Source organism: uncultured Megasphaera sp. (genome assembly GCF_958350005.1).
Classification (GTDB): domain Bacteria; phylum Bacillota; class Negativicutes; order Veillonellales; family Megasphaeraceae; genus Megasphaera.
This window is the reverse complement of record NZ_CATWFF010000028.1, coordinates 1-17,037: the sequence shown is the minus strand read 5'-3', so window position 1 is coordinate 17,037 and position 17,037 is coordinate 1. Positions and strand designations below refer to the sequence as shown.

General features: G+C 51.5%; 16 protein-coding genes. 9 read left to right on the top strand and 7 right to left on the bottom strand.

The genetic code is table 11. From position 1 onward, the window contains the following. From Q3886_RS03025 to Q3886_RS03000, 6 genes are all read left to right on the top strand, one after another. Nucleotides 1–1,259 (top strand): sodium:solute symporter family protein (locus Q3886_RS03025; protein ID WP_301859690.1); only part of this gene is annotated, 1,259 nt, incomplete at its 5' end. Nucleotides 1,260–1,426: 167 nt separating this feature from the next. Further along, on the top strand, nucleotides 1,427–2,746 hold the full coding sequence (locus tag Q3886_RS03020; protein ID WP_301859689.1) for a circularly permuted type 2 ATP-grasp protein: 1,320 nt from the start codon (nucleotides 1,427–1,429) through the stop codon (nucleotides 2,744–2,746). Next, nucleotides 2,728–3,387: an alpha-E domain-containing protein gene (locus tag Q3886_RS03015; protein WP_301859688.1), complete on the top strand. Its 660-nt coding sequence runs from the start codon at nucleotides 2,728–2,730 to the stop codon at nucleotides 3,385–3,387. Before Q3886_RS03020 ends, Q3886_RS03015 begins: the two co-directional genes overlap by 19 nt. A 21-nt stretch (nucleotides 3,388–3,408) precedes the next feature. Further along, complete coding sequence (locus tag Q3886_RS03010) at nucleotides 3,409–4,206, top strand: transglutaminase domain-containing protein (RefSeq protein WP_301859687.1); 798 nt, start codon at nucleotides 3,409–3,411, stop codon at nucleotides 4,204–4,206. Nucleotides 4,207–4,240: 34 nt separating this feature from the next. Next, a complete protein-coding gene (locus Q3886_RS03005) occupies nucleotides 4,241–5,167 on the top strand; it encodes a M14 family metallopeptidase (protein ID WP_301859686.1) in 927 nt (308 codons plus the stop codon). After that, nucleotides 5,164–6,093 carry a M14 family metallopeptidase gene (locus Q3886_RS03000; RefSeq protein WP_301859685.1) on the top strand — a complete coding sequence of 310 codons (930 nt, stop codon included), beginning with the start codon at nucleotides 5,164–5,166 and terminating at the stop codon, nucleotides 6,091–6,093. Before Q3886_RS03005 ends, Q3886_RS03000 begins: the two co-directional genes overlap by 4 nt. A 92-nt stretch (nucleotides 6,094–6,185) precedes the next feature. Here the strand turns inward: Q3886_RS03000 and gdhA are convergent, their stop codons facing one another. The 4 genes from gdhA to Q3886_RS02980 form a co-directional block, all read right to left on the bottom strand. Beyond that, nucleotides 6,186–7,535, bottom strand: coding sequence for an NADP-specific glutamate dehydrogenase (gene gdhA / locus Q3886_RS02995; RefSeq protein WP_301859684.1), 1,350 nt, complete (start codon nucleotides 7,533–7,535; stop codon nucleotides 6,186–6,188). A gap of 227 nt (nucleotides 7,536–7,762) precedes the next feature. After that, nucleotides 7,763–8,980 (bottom strand): ABC transporter permease, encoded by a 1,218-nt coding sequence (locus Q3886_RS02990; protein ID WP_301859683.1) that lies wholly within the window; start codon nucleotides 8,978–8,980, stop codon nucleotides 7,763–7,765. After that, complete coding sequence (locus Q3886_RS02985; protein ID WP_301859682.1) at nucleotides 8,970–9,674, bottom strand: ABC transporter ATP-binding protein; 705 nt, start codon at nucleotides 9,672–9,674, stop codon at nucleotides 8,970–8,972. The genes Q3886_RS02990 and Q3886_RS02985 overlap by 11 nt, the downstream gene beginning before the upstream one ends. 13 nt (nucleotides 9,675–9,687) lie before the next feature. Next, complete coding sequence (locus tag Q3886_RS02980; protein ID WP_301859681.1) at nucleotides 9,688–10,812, bottom strand: efflux RND transporter periplasmic adaptor subunit; 1,125 nt, start codon at nucleotides 10,810–10,812, stop codon at nucleotides 9,688–9,690. 246 nt (nucleotides 10,813–11,058) lie between these two features. Here Q3886_RS02980 and Q3886_RS02975 point away from each other — a divergent pair, with 246 nt between their 5' ends. Together Q3886_RS02975 and Q3886_RS02970 are read left to right on the top strand one after the other, a co-directional pair. Continuing rightward, the gene (locus Q3886_RS02975) at nucleotides 11,059–11,838 is read left to right on the top strand and encodes a TSUP family transporter (RefSeq protein WP_301859680.1); all 780 of its coding nucleotides are present in this window, start codon (nucleotides 11,059–11,061) and stop codon (nucleotides 11,836–11,838) included. A 108-nt stretch (nucleotides 11,839–11,946) separates the two neighbouring features. Further along, entirely contained in the window at nucleotides 11,947–12,159 is a 213-nt protein-coding gene (locus tag Q3886_RS02970) for a hypothetical protein (protein ID WP_301859679.1), read from the top strand. A 72-nt stretch (nucleotides 12,160–12,231) separates the two neighbouring features. Here Q3886_RS02970 and Q3886_RS02965 read toward each other — a convergent pair whose 3' ends face one another. Next, nucleotides 12,232–13,329, bottom strand: a complete 1,098-nt coding sequence (locus tag Q3886_RS02965) for a metallophosphoesterase (RefSeq protein ID WP_301859678.1) — start codon at nucleotides 13,327–13,329, stop codon at nucleotides 12,232–12,234. Nucleotides 13,330–13,447: 118 nt separating this feature from the next. After that, nucleotides 13,448–14,068, bottom strand: a complete 621-nt coding sequence (locus Q3886_RS02960; RefSeq protein WP_301859677.1) for a LysE/ArgO family amino acid transporter — start codon at nucleotides 14,066–14,068, stop codon at nucleotides 13,448–13,450. 188 nt (nucleotides 14,069–14,256) lie between these two features. Between Q3886_RS02960 and Q3886_RS02955 the strand changes: the two genes are divergently transcribed. Beyond that, nucleotides 14,257–15,753 carry a PLP-dependent aminotransferase family protein gene (locus Q3886_RS02955; RefSeq protein WP_301859676.1) on the top strand — a complete coding sequence of 499 codons (1,497 nt, stop codon included), beginning with the start codon at nucleotides 14,257–14,259 and terminating at the stop codon, nucleotides 15,751–15,753. On the opposite strand, the gene Q3886_RS02950 is transcribed toward Q3886_RS02955, so the two are convergent. After that, nucleotides 15,745–16,866: a M20/M25/M40 family metallo-hydrolase gene (locus tag Q3886_RS02950; protein ID WP_301859675.1), complete on the bottom strand. Its 1,122-nt coding sequence runs from the start codon at nucleotides 16,864–16,866 to the stop codon at nucleotides 15,745–15,747. The two genes, Q3886_RS02955 and Q3886_RS02950, sit on opposite strands and share 9 nt — an antisense overlap. Nucleotides 16,867–17,037: the final 171 nt, after the last annotated feature.

The following is a 17,037-nucleotide window of genomic DNA, read 5'->3' as shown; positions in this document are numbered from 1 at the left end:
AACAGGCTTATAAAGTCGGCTTGTCTGCCGGCTGGTATACGGCAGCCTGGGGGATTGGCGCCATCGTCATGGGCCTGACAGTAGCCAAAAAATATCGTCGTCTTCACATTACGACGATTCCGGAAATGCTCGAACGGTATTATGACAAAAAGAGCATGATTGCCGGCATTAGCTGTCAGATTCTGGTACAGCTCGTCGTCATGAGCCTGCAGTACGTTGCAGGCGGCGCGATTTTATCGGCCCTCATGCCCAATATCTTCACGCCCGTAACGGGGATGCTCGTCAGCGCTGTCGTCTTCATTGGCATTACTCTCATTGGCGGCATGTGGTCGGCCAGCCAGTCCAATATCCTCAATGTTACGCTGCAGTACATTGGCATTACTGTTGCAGCTTTCCTCATCCTGGCCATGGCTGGCGGCATTGATACTGTAGCCATTCAGGCTCCGACGCCGAAATCCCTGGATTTCATTTCCGGTGTTGGTCCCATGACGATTGTAACCTGGATTGTCGTACTGATTACAGTTAACTTGTCGCTTCAGGCTATTATTCAGATTTCTCTGGGCGCAAAAGATGTGCAGACTGCTCGCCGGGGCTTCATCATCGGCGGTCTGGTTATGCTGCCTGTCGGCTTCATCGCTGCGTTCCTCGGCGTCATTGCTTCTGAAATGTATCCGCAGATTTCCGCTACGACGGCGCTGCCGAAACTCATTATGTCTCTGAATCCGTGGATTGCCGGCATTACGCTGGCTTCTCTCTGGGCAGCTGATGTCAGCACAGCCTGCAACTTGCTGCTGTCGGCAGCAACGCTGTATTCCCAGGATATTCACAAACGGTTCATCAATCCGAATATGTCGGAAAGCAAATATATGCTGGTTACCCGCATTTCCGTACTTCTCCTGGGACTGCTGACACTGGCCTTTGCCCTGACTATCAGCGGCATTATTTCGACCCTCATGGCCGGTCTGTCTCTTATGGCCGCCTTTGGCATGATCGTCCTCATGACGATGTATGCGCCGCAGTACTGCTCCCGTGATGCTGCATTCTACACGATTCTGGCTTCGGTCATCGTCCTCGTTGCCTGGATGTTCGTGCCAGCCGTCCGCATTCTGCCGCACGTCATTTATGCAGAATGGATCGTCTGTGCCGGTGTATTCCTCGGCATCAGCCTGGCAACGCGCAGCAGCCGGGCCATTGATGTAGCTGAACTGCAGGCGGCAACGCAGACAAAAAAAAGTGCGGCCATTCCGGCTCAGCATTAGGAAAATTTCAAAAATAAGAAAAATTTATCCGCATATAGAAATAAATAAGATTGACTTTTCTGTAACATCGGTATAAACTTAAAACAATAAAATATGACAACGGCGTTCTAGTTTCTCGTGGAGGAAAAAGGATGCCGTTGTTGTTTTTTATAAGGGGGAGGAACAAGATGGATACACGAGAGCTGATTAAGTATACGGATAAGACCAATGAGCTGCTGAAGCGATATGGCGTCAAGTTTGGGATTTACAAGAATAACTGCTTCCATGAACAGTTATTTCCCTTTGACACTATTCCCCGGGTCATTGGCAAGGAAGAATTCGAGTACCTGCAGGCCGGCCTTATACAGCGCGTCAATGGGCTGAATGCGTTTCTGCAGGATGTGTACGGAGACAAGCGGATTATTAAGGACGGCGTTATTCCGGAAGAGTTCATTTATTCGTCCAAAGGGTATCTGGTAGAATGCGAAGGGATTTATCCGCCTAAAGGGATTTATGCGCATATTGCCGGCATTGATCTGGTACAGGCCAAGGATGGAACGTGGTACGTGCTGGAAGATAATCTGCGCATTCCCAGCGGCGCGTCGTATCCCATGATTGCCCGGACCTTGTGCCGCAAAGCCAGTCCCATGACGTATGTACAGAATCATGTGGAAGATAACCGGGATTATGCCAAGCTGCTCAAAGAGACGATGGACTGGGTAAATACAGGCGGAATTAACGCCGTATTTACGCCGGGACGTATGAATGCGGCCTATTTTGAACACGCCTATTTGGCTGAAAAGACCGGGGCCGTTCTCGTCGGGCCTAATGAACTGGTTGTAAACGAAGATTATGTATACTTTAAAAACTATACAGGGTCCCTGGAAAAAATCGGCGCTATTTACCGGCGCGTATCTGATGAATATCTGGACCCCATGACATTCCTGGAAGAATCACTCATTGGCATTCCTCATTTGATGGAAATTTACCGCAAAGGAAATGTAGCGATCATCAATGCACCTGGCAATGGAGTAGCCGATGATAAGGGAATTTATTATTTTGTCCCCAAAATGATCGAGTACTATTTGGGTGAAAAACCAATATTACATAATGCACCGACCTATTTGCCCTATTATGATGCCGATATGAAGTATGTACTGGAACATTTCGATGATCTGGTCATTAAAGATGTGTCTGAAGCCGGCGGATACGGCGTGTTCTTTGGCAACACGCTGAATGCAGAAGAAAAGGCAGCCTTCCTGTCGAAGCTGAAGAAGGAACGGCGCCGCTTTATTGCTCAGGAAGTAATTGATTTTAAGGATCTGGAAATTATGGATGACGGCAAGCTGGTCGAACGGAAAGCAGATCTGCGGGCTTTTGTGCTGACCGGCAAAACGACGGAAGCATGGAAGAGCGGCCTGACCCGGTTCTCCCGGAATCCGGACAGCTTTATCGTCAATTCATCGCAAGGAGGAGGCTTTAAGGATACATGGATATTATCTCAGTAGATAAAGTAGACAACTTATTGTGGCTTGGCCGTTACAGTGAACGGGTATATATTACGATTCGCGAATTTTTCCGCGGCTATGACCGGATGATTGAAAATCCGGATTTTTATATTCAGTATTGTCAGAATTTTCAAATTCCCAACATCTATACGAGTCTCGATGATTTTGTACAGCGCTACGTCAAGGATGAAACGGATATGAATTCTATCGTATCCAACCTGAATCGGGCCTATGACAACTGCATTGTGCTGCGGAATGAACTGGGGTCGGAGACCATGTCCTATCTGGAGCTGTCCCTTGATTCCCTGAAGTCGATAGAAGACTTTCATTCCTTTATTATGGATCTCCAGGGAACGCTCGATTATATTCTGGCCTTCTGGGCGTGTCTCGATGATAATGTGCAGAACTATGAAATCCGCAATATTGTCAAGCTGGGAAAACGGCTGGAACGGCTCGATATGTACCTGCGCCTCCGCAAGCCCGTCGATGAGCTGACCATGGCCTGTGAAACGCTGGATCACCGCCTGAAGAAATCGAAAATCCCTTATGACCGGGAATCGTTTTTGAAAGCCCGGCGCCTCATTTACAGCGATCCCGTCGAGTATGTCCGCGCTATTACGCAGGTAGAGCGCATCATATAGGAAGGGCGGCGAACAGAGGTAATGAAAACATATCAGCTTCAGTATACGATGAATCTGCATGTTGATTCAGAAATTAACCATCACTATTTTTCCTTTCGTTGCCTGCCCAAAGCCGATCCGCGCCAGACGATACGGCAGGTCAAGGTGCTTCTGGATGTAGATTATTATTCCTACAGTACGGACTGCTTTGGCAATCATTTTGTGTATGGCTATCAGGAAGCACCGGCGCAGGATCTGAATTTTTTCATGGAAGCCTGTGTAGCTGTTGACAGCAGGCAGTTTGACTGGGATAATCGATTACACAGTGTCTATTGTCTGCCTACAGCGAAAACCTGCGCAGCCGGTGCGCTGGCAGACTTTGCTGCTGACTGTGAACGGGCCTGTGAAAGTCTGCCTAATGCCTATGAAAAGGCTGTATACGTCATGAAGGCCGTACATCAGGCTATGACCTATGAAAAAGGGCGCACTGTCATAACGACGACGGCTTCTGATGCCTTTGCCCAGAAATGTGGCGTGTGCCAGGATTATGCGCAGATCATGCTGGCCGTACTGCGGTACATGCATGTTCCTGCCCGCTATGTAGCCGGCGTCATGGCGGGCGAACCGCTGAGTCATGCCTGGGTCGACGTACTGTCCAGCAGCTGCTGGCGCGGCCTGGACCCGACGAACAACCGCCTTGTCGATGATGACTATATCAGTTTGTCCTGCGGGCGGGATTATAAGGACTGTCTGGTCAATAAGGGAATCTTTTACAGCCCCGAACCAGTTACGCAGAAACAGGATATTACCGTTTCCATGACGGAATGCATGACTCGGTAGTCTGGAATTTTAGAAGAGAGTAGGAAATCAGTATATGAAACAATGTATTGCACAAATCCCGCTGCCTGCTGATGAGGTATATGAAATTCAGAAAAATCACCTCGTTTCCGGCAATGGCAGCAAGCGTATTTGTATTGTCAGCGGTACCCATGGCGATGAACTGGAAGGCCAGTATGTGTGCTTCCGGCTGCAGGAGCTGCTGCGGCAGTATCAGGACAAGTGGCAGGGAACGGTTGACATCTATCCGTGTCTGAATCCGCTGGGCATGGATTCCATTACCCGCGGAGTTCCCATGTTCGACCTGGACATGAACCGTATTTTTCCCGGCGATCCCAAGGGCTCCATGGTCGAATATATAGCCAGCTGCATTATGGATGACCTGACCGGGGCAGACCTGGTCATTGACATTCATGCCAGCAATATTTACTTGCGCGAAATTCCGCAGATCCGCATCAATGAACTGCAGCAGGATGTGCTCGTGCCTATGGGCAAGTGGCTGAACATGGATTATATCTGGGTTCACAGCGCTTCGACGGTTCTGGAAAGCACGCTGGCCTATTCGCTGAATGAACGGCATACGCCGACGCTGGTCGTGGAAATGGGCGTAGGCATGCGTATTACCAAAGCCTATGGCGACCAGCTTTGCCAGGGCATTCTCAACGCCATGGTGCAGCTTGGCATGATGGAAAGTATGTCCCTGCCGGTTAAGAAACCGATTATCAGTACAGACGGGCAGGTCCATTTTCTCAATGCTGTCTGTGCCGGCCTGTTTCTTCCCAATGTCCGACATGATCATCGGGTACTGAAAGGGGAAGTTATTGGCCGCATTGTCCATCCCCTGGAAGGGCAGGTACGTCATGAAGTAGTTTCACCGTGCAGCGGCTTGCTGTTTACGCTGCGGGAATATCCCATTGTCAGTGAAGGAAGTCTGATGGGACGCATATTGGAGTGTGAAGGATGAAAGAGACGATTATATATCAGCTAGAATCTCTGTATCGTTCGGATTTGCATATCCGGGCCTATGAGTTTGGCGGCAGCAGCGGAAAAAGCATCTGTATTATTGGCTCCCTGCGGGGCAATGAAGTACAGCAGATGTATATTTGTTCCCTGCTGGTAAAAAAACTGAAGCAGTACGAAGAAAAAAAGCGGATTCGCGACGACGTCCGGATTACGGTTATTCCCTGTGCCAATACGTATTCTCTGAATCAGGAAAAGCGGTTCTGGCCCCAGGATGATACAGATATTAACCGCATGTTTCCCGGGTATTATGAAGGGGAAACGACGCAGCGTATTGCTGAAGGCATTTTTGACGCCATTAAGGACTATGACTATGGCGTGCAGTTTACCAGTTCCTATATTCCTGGTGAGTTTTCCAACCATATCCGGGTCATGCGGACTGGCAGCGAAGATCTGGAAAACAGCCGTTTCTTTGGCTTGCCCTACATTGTCGTTCGCGATCCGCGGCCTTATGATACGACGACGCTGAACTACAACTGGCAGATCTGGAAATGCAAGGCCTTTTCCCTGTATACGAAGGCCTGCGATACTGTTGACGTCGTCAGTGCCAAAGAGGCGCGGAACAGTGTCCTGCGGTTCCTGTATGAAAAAGGCTTTGTCGACCAGCCTGTTCCCGGCGGCTATCAGAGCCAGGTCATTGAGGAACAGCAGCTGACTCCCGTAGTTTGTCAGCACGCCGGCTTCCTGAAGCACGTCGTTCAGATTGATGATGAAGTGCGTCAGGGGGAAGTTGTAGCCAAAATATACGATCCCTACGACCATTCTGTCATGGAAGAACTGAAAGCTCCCTGTGACGGCTGCGTCTTTTTTATGCATGGCAAAGATTTGGTATATGCCCATACGGCAGTTATTCAGCTGATGGCGCAATAATAAACAAAACAGCAGGCTGCTGCTCTCGTATTACAAGAGTCAGCAGCCTGCTGTTTTGTTTGTAAAAACTGTATAATAAAGTGTCGCAGTGCTTATACTAAGCCGAGTTCGATCATGACGTCGGCCACTTTTTTGAAGGCCGTAATGTTGGCGCCAGCTACGTAGTTGTCGGGAACGCCGTATTTTTCAGCATTTTCTTTGGCCTGGGTGAAGATATTCTGCATAATATCACGCAGTTTGCCGTCTACTTCTTCGAAAGTCCAGGACATGCGTTCCGAGTTCTGCGCCATTTCCAGGGCCGATACGGCAACGCCGCCGGCGTTGGCTGCTTTAGCCGGTGCAAAGAGGACGCCGTGTTCCTGGAAATAAGCCATAGCTTCCAGCGTAGAAGGCATGTTGGCGCCTTCACCAATGGCTTTTACGCCGTTGGCAACGAGGATTTTAGCCGATTCCAGGCTGATTTCGCTCTGCGTAGCGCAGGGAAGAGCAATGAAGGCCGGTACGGTCCATACACCCTGGCTGCCTTCGTGGTATTCAGCTTCCGGATGGATGTTGATGTATTCTTTAATGCGGCCGCGGTGTACTTCTTTGATCGTCTGTACAGCAGCGACATCAATGCCGTTTTTGTCATAAATATAGCCGTTGGAGTCGGAGCAGGTTACGACCTTGGCGCCGAGAGCCTGGGCTTTTTTCATGGCGTAAATAGCAACGTTGCCGGAACCGGATACGACGACGGTTTTATCTTTCAGGGAAATGCCCTTGTTTTCCAGCATATCCTGAACGAAGTAGAGCAGACCGTAGCCGGTAGCTTCTGTACGGGCCAGGCTGCCGCCGTAGGCAATGCCTTTGCCGGTGAGAACGCCGGCGTCGAAGGCGTCGCGAATGCGTTTGTACTGGCCGTAGAGGTAGCCGATTTCCCGGGCGCCTACGCCGATATCACCGGCCGGAACGTCGATGTTCGGGCCAATGTGACGGTATAATTCATTCATGAAGCTCTGGCAGAAACGCATGACTTCACGGTCCGATTTGCCTTTGGGATCAAAGTCCGAGCCGCCTTTGCCGCCGCCAATGGGCAGGCCGGTCAGGGCGTTTTTGAAGATCTGTTCAAAAGCCAGGAACTTGAGGATGCTCAGGTTGACGCTGGGATGGAAGCGCAGGCCGCCCTTGTAAGGCCCAATGGAGCTGTTGGCCTGGACGCGGTAGCCGCGGTTGACGTGAATGACGCCCTTGTCGTCTTCCCAGGGGACGCGGAACATAACGACCCGTTCCGGTTCAATAATCCGTTCCAGAATGTGGTGTTCCTTGTATTTCGGTTCTTTTTCCAACATGGGAACGATGGAATTGAGCACTTCATATACGGCGTGCTGGAATTCAGCCTGTTCCGGATCGCGGTGCTGAATAATTTTCATGACGTCATCGACGTACTGTTGCATTTCTGACATAGCTTCATTCTCCTTTGAATGTATGTTATTGTATGGCTGTCAATGTACATAAAAAATAATCGTCAGTCAATATACATATTCTATAATAAATTTCAGAAAAAGTAAATCATTCTTAAAAATTTTCACATATACAGAACAAATACATAAAATGCTTCAAAAGCAAGAAACAAAAAAAGCCCTTGCTGATGAAACAGACAAGAGCTGTTTGGGCATGACATATGCTGGGTTTATTCGTATCGCAGTGCTTCGATTGGGTCCAGTTTGGCTGCTTTTTTTGCCGGATAAATGCCGAAGAACAGACCAATGCCGACGGAAAAGCCAAAGGACAGAAGAATTGGCGCCGCTGTGATGACGGTTTGAAAGACGCCGAGCTTGGCAATGAGGAGGGCCAGGCCGACGCCGAGAGCTACGCCCAGCAGACCGCCAATGACGCCGATGACAACAGATTCGATGAGAAACTGCATCATAATATTCTGGAAGGTAGCCCCCAGGGCCTTGCGGATGCCGATTTCCCGGGTCCGTTCCGTAACGGATACCATCATGATGTTCATAATGCCAATGCCGCCGACAAGGAGGGAAATAGCGGCAATGCTGCCGAGAAAGAGGGTCAGCATCGTCGTCGTACTGGTCATGGTTTCCATGAGGCTCGTCAGATTGCGGACCGTAAAGTCATCTTCTTTGTCGCCTACAATATGGTGACGCTGGCGCAGCAGCGTTTCAACCTGTCCCTGGACCGATTCGATCTTATCGGCAGATGAGACCTGGATGTTGATGGACCGGATATAGGTAATGCCCATGAGCCGTTCCTGTGCCGTCGTCAGGGGAATAATGACCATGTCGTCCTGGTCGCTGCCCATGGAGGACTGGCCTTTGCTTTCCAGGACGCCAATGACTTTGTAGGGCTGGTTGTTGATGCGGATATTTCTGCCTACAGGATTTTCCGATTCAAACAGATTCGAGGCGACAGTCGTGCCGATGACGGCGACGCGGTTGCGGGAATTGAGATCAGCCTGGGTAATGAAAGAGCCTGTTGCAACGGTGAGGTCGCGGATATTCAGGTATTCCGGCGTAACGCCGTAGACCGATGAATTCCAGTTCTGATTGCCGTTGACGATCTGATAGGCACTGTTGACGGTTGGCGATACATAGTCGATGCTTTTGATTTTTTTCTTAATTGCTTCGGCATCTTCCAGTTTGAGCTTCTGACTGGAGCCGGCTGCTGAACGGACGCCGCCCTGGTTGGTCGATCCCGGCGTGACGATGAGCATGTTGCTGCCCAGGCTGGCAATGGAATTGGTCACGTTCTGGCGGACGCCCATGCCGATGGAAATCATGGCGATGACGGCACCGACGCCGATGATGATACCCAGCATGGTGAGAACAGAGCGGAGCTTGTTGGCCAATAAGGCTGTAATGGCGATTTGTACGCTTTCTTTAAACAACATCCATGACGACCCCCTTCCCTTCGTCGCGGGTAATCTGGCCGTCGCACATGAGCAGCTGCCGGCTGGCGCAGGCGGCAATTTCCGGTTCGTGCGTGACGAGGATGACTGTCTTGTGTTCTTCGTGAAGCTCTTCAAAGAGGGCCATAATTTCTTTCGTCGATTTTGTATCCAAATTCCCTGTCGGTTCATCGGCCATGATGATGTGCGGATTATTGACCAGAGCGCGGGCAATGGCTACGCGCTGGCGCTGGCCGCCGGACAGTTCATTGGGCTTGTGGTGGGCCCACGTGGCCAGACCTACGGCTTCCAGCTTTTCCATGGCCCGCCGCGTCCGTTCTTTATGGCCCACGCCGGCATATACCAGCGGCAGGGCTACATTATCCAGGGCTGTAATGCGCGACAAGAGGTTAAAATTCTGAAAGACGAAGCCAATGCGCTTGTTCCGCGTAGCTGCCAGTTCATCATCAGTCAGATGGGATACTTCTTTTCCGCCCAGCTTGTACGAGCCGGACGTAGGCCGGTCGAGACAGCCGAGAATATTCATGAGTGTCGATTTGCCCGAGCCTGACGGCCCCATGAGGGCGGCAAACTCTCCTTCCTCAATGGACAGGGTAGTGCCGGCCAGGGCGGCAAAATCTTCGCCGCCAATATGGTAGATTTTTTTGATGTTCGTCAGTTCAATGACGTGTTTCATGGCAGCACCCTCCTTACATCGGCGGCGGGCCCTGACGGCGGGAATTTCCGGAGCTGGAAGATTTGGCTGCATTATAGGTAATGGATACTTTGTCGCCGGCGTTGAGGCCCGATTTGATTTCGACGTATTCATCGCTGTAAATGCCTGTCGTTACCGGGACCTGTTCGGTTTTGCCGTTTCCTGTTACCCGCAGGACATAGGATCCTTTATCGTTGGTCTTCAAGGCGGCAATGGGGACGACGAGGGCATTTTCTTTTTCCGATGTATTGATTTCCACGCGGGCCGTCATGCCCAGGCGCAGTTCATCGTTCGGGTCATCCACGTCAAGGGTGACATAGTAGTAAATGACGCTTGCTGAAGACGAAGAGGATGCCGTGCTGGCCGTGCCGGTCGTATTCCATGTATTGCTTGTATCGGTCTGGGAAATTTTGGATACGTGAGCCGTAAAGGTTTTGCCAGTATACGTATCGACAGTAAAGGTTGCATCCTGACCGATCTGGATCTGGCCAATATCTGTTTCATCAACTTTGGCCAGAATCTGTTTCTGTGATGTATTGGCAATGTACATGATGACTGTCGGGTTGCTGTTGCCCTGGACGGCCATGGTGCCGACGCTCTTGGGCTCGCCGACGACGACGCCGTCCATGGGAGCTGTAATGACCGTTTCGGCCAGGTCGGAATCGGCCTTGGTCAGGGCGCTTTCGGCTGTATCATAGTTGAATTTGGCATTATCCAGATCCTGTTTGGTGCCGGCACCGACGTCATAAAGCTTCTGGGCCCGTTCCAGTTCCAGCTGCGTGTTTGTCACCTTAAACTGGGCCTGATCCCGCTGGGCCTGATAATCTTTGCCGTCCAGCGTGGCTACTGTCTGGCCGGCAGATACGCGGTCGTTTTCCTTGACCAGAACCTGACTGATGCGGGCTGTGATTTTAGGCGATACTTCGACAGAATCGACAGGCTTGATTGTACCCGTCGCCGATACAGTAGATTTCAGGTTCATGCGGACCACATCAGCCGTTTCGATGGCAGCGGCCTGCTTGGTCTCCTGCTGGGTCTGGTAGTAGTGATATCCGCCAAAGGCACCGACGGCGATGATAACGGCGGCAATGGCGATTTTGAATTTCCTGTCGATTTTCATGATAGGTTCCCCCTGTTGCTGCAAGTATAATTCTCTGTAAAGAGTATAGCATGGTTCACCTATTTGAAGAAAGTATCTCATAACGGATAGGACGTATTTTAGTCGAAACTGTAACATTTCTGCAGATATTGCATGCTGATTCTCTGCTTTAGGGCACGCTCTTTTCTATTGCTGCCTGAAGGTATACAATAAGTAAATCAATGCTGCTTCTCTTTACGCTGCGTGCTGTGACGAAAGGAGTCTGTCATGGAAACTATGAGTGTGCTTTTTTCCTGGCCTATGGTGCTGTGTGCTGTCGGCGGGATTTTTACAGGATTTGTCGATTCCATTGCCGGTGGCGGCGGGCTTATTTCACTGCCCATGCTCCTTGCTCTGGGACTGCCGCCGCATATTGCCTTAGGGACCAATAAATTTGCCGCTGCTTTTGGCAATATGACCAGTGCCTGGCAGTTTGTCAAAGCAGGGAAAATCGATGTCCATCTTCTTCGGTACATGGTGCCCTTTGCTCTGGCCGGGTCGGTCTGCGGCAGTTCTGTTATGATCTATTTGCCGCCGCAGGTGTTGGAGCCGCTGCTGCTCGGCGTTCTCATATTGACGGCGGTGTTTGTCTTTGTAAAACGGGATTTGGGAAGCACACAGGCTGCTTCTTCGGGACGGCATGCTGTGCGCAAGGCCTGTGCAGCCGCTTTCGTTGCTGGTATATATGACGGATTTGCCGGGCCAGGGGCCGGGACGTTCATGGTCGCAGCCTTTGCCATGCTGGGATTTGATTTAGTCGTCGCCGCAGGCAATGCCAAATTACTGGCTATTGTGACAAATATCACATCTCTTATATTGATTATATATTGGCAGAAAATCTGGTACGTCTATGCCGTTGTGCTGGCTGTAAGCCTGATGATTGGTGCCTATTTCGGTTCCCGCATGGCCATTCGGCGCGGAACCGGGTTTATTCGGGTCATTATGCTGGCAGTTACGGTCGTGCTGATTGCCAAGCTGCTCATTAACTATGTTTCACTTTTCTCATAGATTTTACAAAATTTATGAGCAAAAATCATTGACAACCGCTGCGAATGGGAGTATGATACAGACCAAGCGAGAATGAAGTATGTACACAGGCTCGCAGAAGGGGGCTTCATGATGAAACAGAACACATTGACTTTTGACAACTTGGTAAATACGATGATGCCCTTGCCGTTCAGCGGTAATGCAAACGGTGAAGGTATTTACTGCCGCGGCGAAGCACTGCTGGCTTCGATGGAACAGCCAAAATCCGGTGCCGTAGCCGATACACAGCAGAAACGCGGCTTTGACCTGACCGGCGTATTTTGCCAGTACTGCTTTGATTAATACTGTGCAGTAACTGTACAGATACAGTAAGAGCGCAGCTCCTCCCATTCCTGGAGCTGCGCTCTTTTTCTGTTACTGTGAAATTGGCTGAAGGCGGAGAACGACGATTTCCGGTGCCGGCCCTGTACGCAGCGGGAGGCCCCAGAACCCATAGCCGCTGGATACGATGGCTGTCAGGCTTCCGAAACGGGCCGTCCCAAAGGACAGGGGAAACAGTCGTTTCGTAATGGCTGTTACGGGGAAAAACTGGCCGCCGTGCGTATGACCGCCCAGGTAGAGATCATAGCCCCGGCGGCCGGCCTGAGCGATGCGCAGTGGTTCGTGGTCCATGAGGATGTTGTATGCGCCGTCGACGGCTGGCGGTACGTCGTTAGCTGGCTCGTGAAGGTAGTCATTCAGTCCGGTCAGGACGATGTGTTCCGGCAGATAGGCCCGGTCATTGCAGAGAAAGTGAAGAGATGGCAGAGACTGCGAAAGTTCCCTAATGGAGCTGTCGAAGTAATCGTGATTGCCGTAGACTGCATATACGCCGAAGGGAGCTTTCAGGTCCAGAAGCGGTGCATAACTGCCGTCGCGCCGGACGAAATCCCAGTGGGCGTCAATGAGGTCGCCGCCGAAGAGGATGCAGTCCGGCTGGAGCTGCATCAGTTTGCGGACCAGACGGCGTGTATGCCAGGTGCTGAGGATAGGACTCAGATGAATATCTGTGACAAAGGCCAGCGTGACTGGCGAGGAAATTGCCGGTACAGACAAGGTGACAGTCCGGTATATGGGATGAAAGGCCTTCCAGGCACTGTGCAGCAAAAGAATCACTACGGTAGCGGCGCACAGCAAGGCGATGGACGGTGCCCAGGACTGCCACAGCTGGCTGCAGCCGACGGCAAGGCTCAAGACGTACAGAAGGGCAAAGGCGGCGGCAGCAAAGGCAGAATAGATAATAAAGCCCAGCCATATGCCGCCGGTCCAGGCCAGTACTTTTACAACCGCAATGGGCAGGGCATGAATCGCATTGTGTGACAGGGTAAAGCAGAATGACAGCAGCAAAAACGGCAGGACTGACGGCCAGGGCTGCAATGCCGGAACTATATGGCCATACAGCCACCATGCGGCAAGAGACCCTGCCATGGTCAGGATGCCGATTTTCCAGAAAAACACGTATCGGTTAAACATGGGCATGCTCCTTATATAGATTATCAGCAGGTATACCTCTTCATTTTATAGTATTATCTGCTCAGCGTCTATTGGATATGCCGATACAGGAGCCTTTGCTGTCAGAACAGAGAATATGTCAGGGCCATAACTGGCTGAGCTGAAGAAACTGGCAGAACAGCTTTCCGCCGTACAGGAAAATGATGGCACCGCAGGCCATATTGATCATGCGGAGTATGCTGGCACTGAACCGGTGACTGTACAGGGAGATGAAAAAGACGAGACCGAGAAACCATGCACACGAGGCCGTAATGACGCCAGTCATAAAAGGAGCAGCCTGAGACGCCGTCAAGGTGACATGAAAGGCGCCGAGCAGCATCGTTCCGTCCAGAATCGCCTGAGGATTGAACCAGGTGACTACACAGGCCCGGGAAATGGTCTGCGGCAATGTAGGCGGCGCAGCTTTCGTCATATTCCCTTCGTTCCGTGTGCGGAACAGGCGAATTCCAATGGACATGACGAGAAGGCTTCCCAGGCAGAGAATGACGAGCTGAAGCCACTCGTAGCGGGCCATAAGGGACCCGATGCCGTAAAAGCAGCTTATAGACAGGGTGATATCAAAAAACAGCACGATCAGCGCCGCTGCCAGTGCCCGGCGGCGCGGAAACGTCAGGGCCGCATTGATGACGAACAGATTCTGCATGCCAATAGGGGCGATATAGGCCAGTCCCAGTGTCAGTCCCTGTAAGAAAAATGTCATGTCCATCCCTCCTGGTAATAGAATACTGGCGATATATGTTCAGGTACATACAATCTTTTTATCATACTGTATAATTAAACTATAAGAACGTACCTTTCCGAGTGTATGCGCTGTATTTAGTATAACAGGAAGGAGCTGGCCTGGGACCAGCCAAGGCGGCGGAACAGGAACCAGCCAAAAGGAGAAACATGCAGAAACGAGTCGAGCCGGTCCGGCTGGCATGGAAGCCGGATAAGAAACTGAATATGCCCGTATATGAACAGATTGTCCGCTTTATTTGCCAGAAAGTCCGCAGCGGCGAATGGCCGGCCGGTACGCGCCTGCCGTCACAGCGGGATATGGCTGTTTGTTTTGGCGTAAACCGCAGTACTGTCAGCGCCGCCATAGATAAACTGGTGTCGTATGGCGTCGTCGAAGGCCGCCGCAGTGCAGGCACGCAGATTGCCGGCCATACATGGCCGCTGCGGCTGCCGCCGCAGCCAAACTGGGGAAGTTATGTTGCATCCGGCTATTTTCAGGCTAATCGGACTATGGTGCAGCATATTAACCACCTGGAGTTTGATCCCCAGGTGGTGCGATTAGGAACGGGCGAGCTGGATCCCCGGCTTTTTCCCGCTGAAAAGATGCGGCGCGTACTGGAAAACGTAGGCCGTCATATGACATCCTTAGGCTATCCGGAGCCGCTGGGACTGCCGGCTTTGCGGCAGGCTGTATCTGACCATATGGCTTCCCAGGGCATTACGGCACCGCCGTCGTCCATCATTATTACCTCCGGCGCCTTGCAGGCACTGCAGCTTATATCAGCCAGCCTTCTCGACGGCGGCTCCGTCGTATATACGGAAGAAACGACGTATTTGCAGTCTCTGCAGGTCTTTCAGTCGGCGGCCCTGCGCCTGTGCGGTGTTCCCATGGACGATGACGGGCTGCAGGTACAGCAGCTGGCTGACATGCTGCCGGCAGGAGCCCATCGGGTTCATTCCGCCCTGTATACGATTCCGACGAATCATAATCCCACAGGCTGCACGATGCCGCTGGCCCGGCGGCAGGAACTGCTGTACCTCTGTTCCTCTGCCGGTCTGCCGGTTATTGAAGATGGCGCATACAGTGATCTGACCTTTGAAGGTACGGCGCCGCCGGCCTTAAAGGCCCTGGATACAGGCGGAACTGTACTGTATCTGGGGAGTGCGTCTAAAGCGCTGGCACCGGGTCTGCGCATTGGCTGGCTTATTGGGCCGGAACCGATAGTGCAGCGCCTGGGAGACGTCAAGATGCAGGTTGATTATGGTGCCAGCGCCTTGTCGCAGCTGGTAATGGCTGAATTTCTGACCAGCGGAATCTATGGCGAATATGTGCGGCACCTGCGGCAGGAACTTCGCCGCCGCCGGGACTGCGCCCTCAGTGTACTGGACCGGCATTTTCGTCATCTTGCCAGCTGGCATGTTCCCACTGGCGGCTTCTATATCTGGCTGACCCTGCAGGTGCCTGTCGATATGAAGCGGCTTTTTGACAGGGCCGCAGCGGCTGGAATCCTCATCAATCCCGGCGATATATACGGATACAGGCCTACTCATTCCCTGCGCCTGTCCTATGCCTATACGACGCCGGAAGAATTTAAAACCGCCGCAGTAAAACTGGCGGCGGTTGTGGAAAAAGAAGTATGTTACTGTCAGAAAAAATCAAGATAGCATATACGTTACGAACTGCAGCAGTCCCGGTTCAATCGTATCCAGTTCCAGCGTTTCATGAACAGTGTGTTCGCCCTGGCTGCGGCAGATGCCGAAGGAAATGGCGGGAATGCCCAGACTCAGGGGAATATTGGCGTCTGTACTGCCGGAAATGAAGGTCGTCGGCAGGCCTTTTTCCCGGCGGATTGCGGCAATGCGGCGGCACTGCTCATCTGCCGTCGTGCCGTTGCTGCAGGGCCGTTCGCCAATCAGCGTTTTGGTAATGGTAATTTTGTCATTTTGCTCATCCTTTATCAGTGCGGCGAAGGTATCGTCCAGTTTCTGTAGCTCGCCGTGTGATTCAGAACGGAGATCTACGGTGAATTCGGCATGAGCCGCAATGGAATTGACTGTCGTCCCTCCCTGAATAGTGCCGATATTATATGTCGTCTTCGGCGATGTCGGTACAGACAGCGCGTAGAGGCGGGTAATGATTGCGGCAGCAGCGGCAATGGCGTTGGTATGGCCGAAATGCATCCAGCTGTGTCCGCCTTCGGCGTCTATGGAAACGGTATAACGCCGTGAGCCGACGGGAAGGCTGACGACCTGATCATACGTGCAGTCTACGGCAACGACTTCCGATACGGACTGTTTCCAGTCAGCCATAAGCTGGCGCATACCTTTTAAATTTCCCAGCCCTTCTTCGCCGACATTGAAGGCAAAGAGTGCCCCTTTCGGCAGGGCCAGCTGCAGATCGCGGATCATGGTCAGAATAAACAGGAGGCCGGCGACGCTGGAACTGTTGTCGCCGCACGACGGAGCGGCAAGAATATTGCCGGTTATGGACGGCGTAATTTCCTTCAGCTGCGTAAAGACCGTATCGATGTGGGCATTGTACAGTGGGAATGTTTCGTGTCCCTCCGTCTGGCAGGGGCAGATGACATTGCCGGCCTTGTCGATATACGCCTGGGTTTCGCCCATGCGGTGCAGGTAGTTCAGAATCCATTCTGCTTTAGCCTGTTCCTGTCCTGTCGGTGAAGGAATAGAAATAATCTGGCAAAGCAAATGGACAAAATCATCGTAATGGCTGTGTATATACGGAGCAATACCAGCGGGAATGGAATGTATCATCATCGTATTTCTCTCCTTGTCTATAATGGTAATATGTAAGGCTACAACTGTATTATACAATAAAAATAAGGAGATACAATAATATAAAAATAAAATCGAACGTTTAGATAAGACAACTCATAAAAAAGGTGTATGATAAGACCATGCAATGGCGCATGACAATGTGCCATTGCA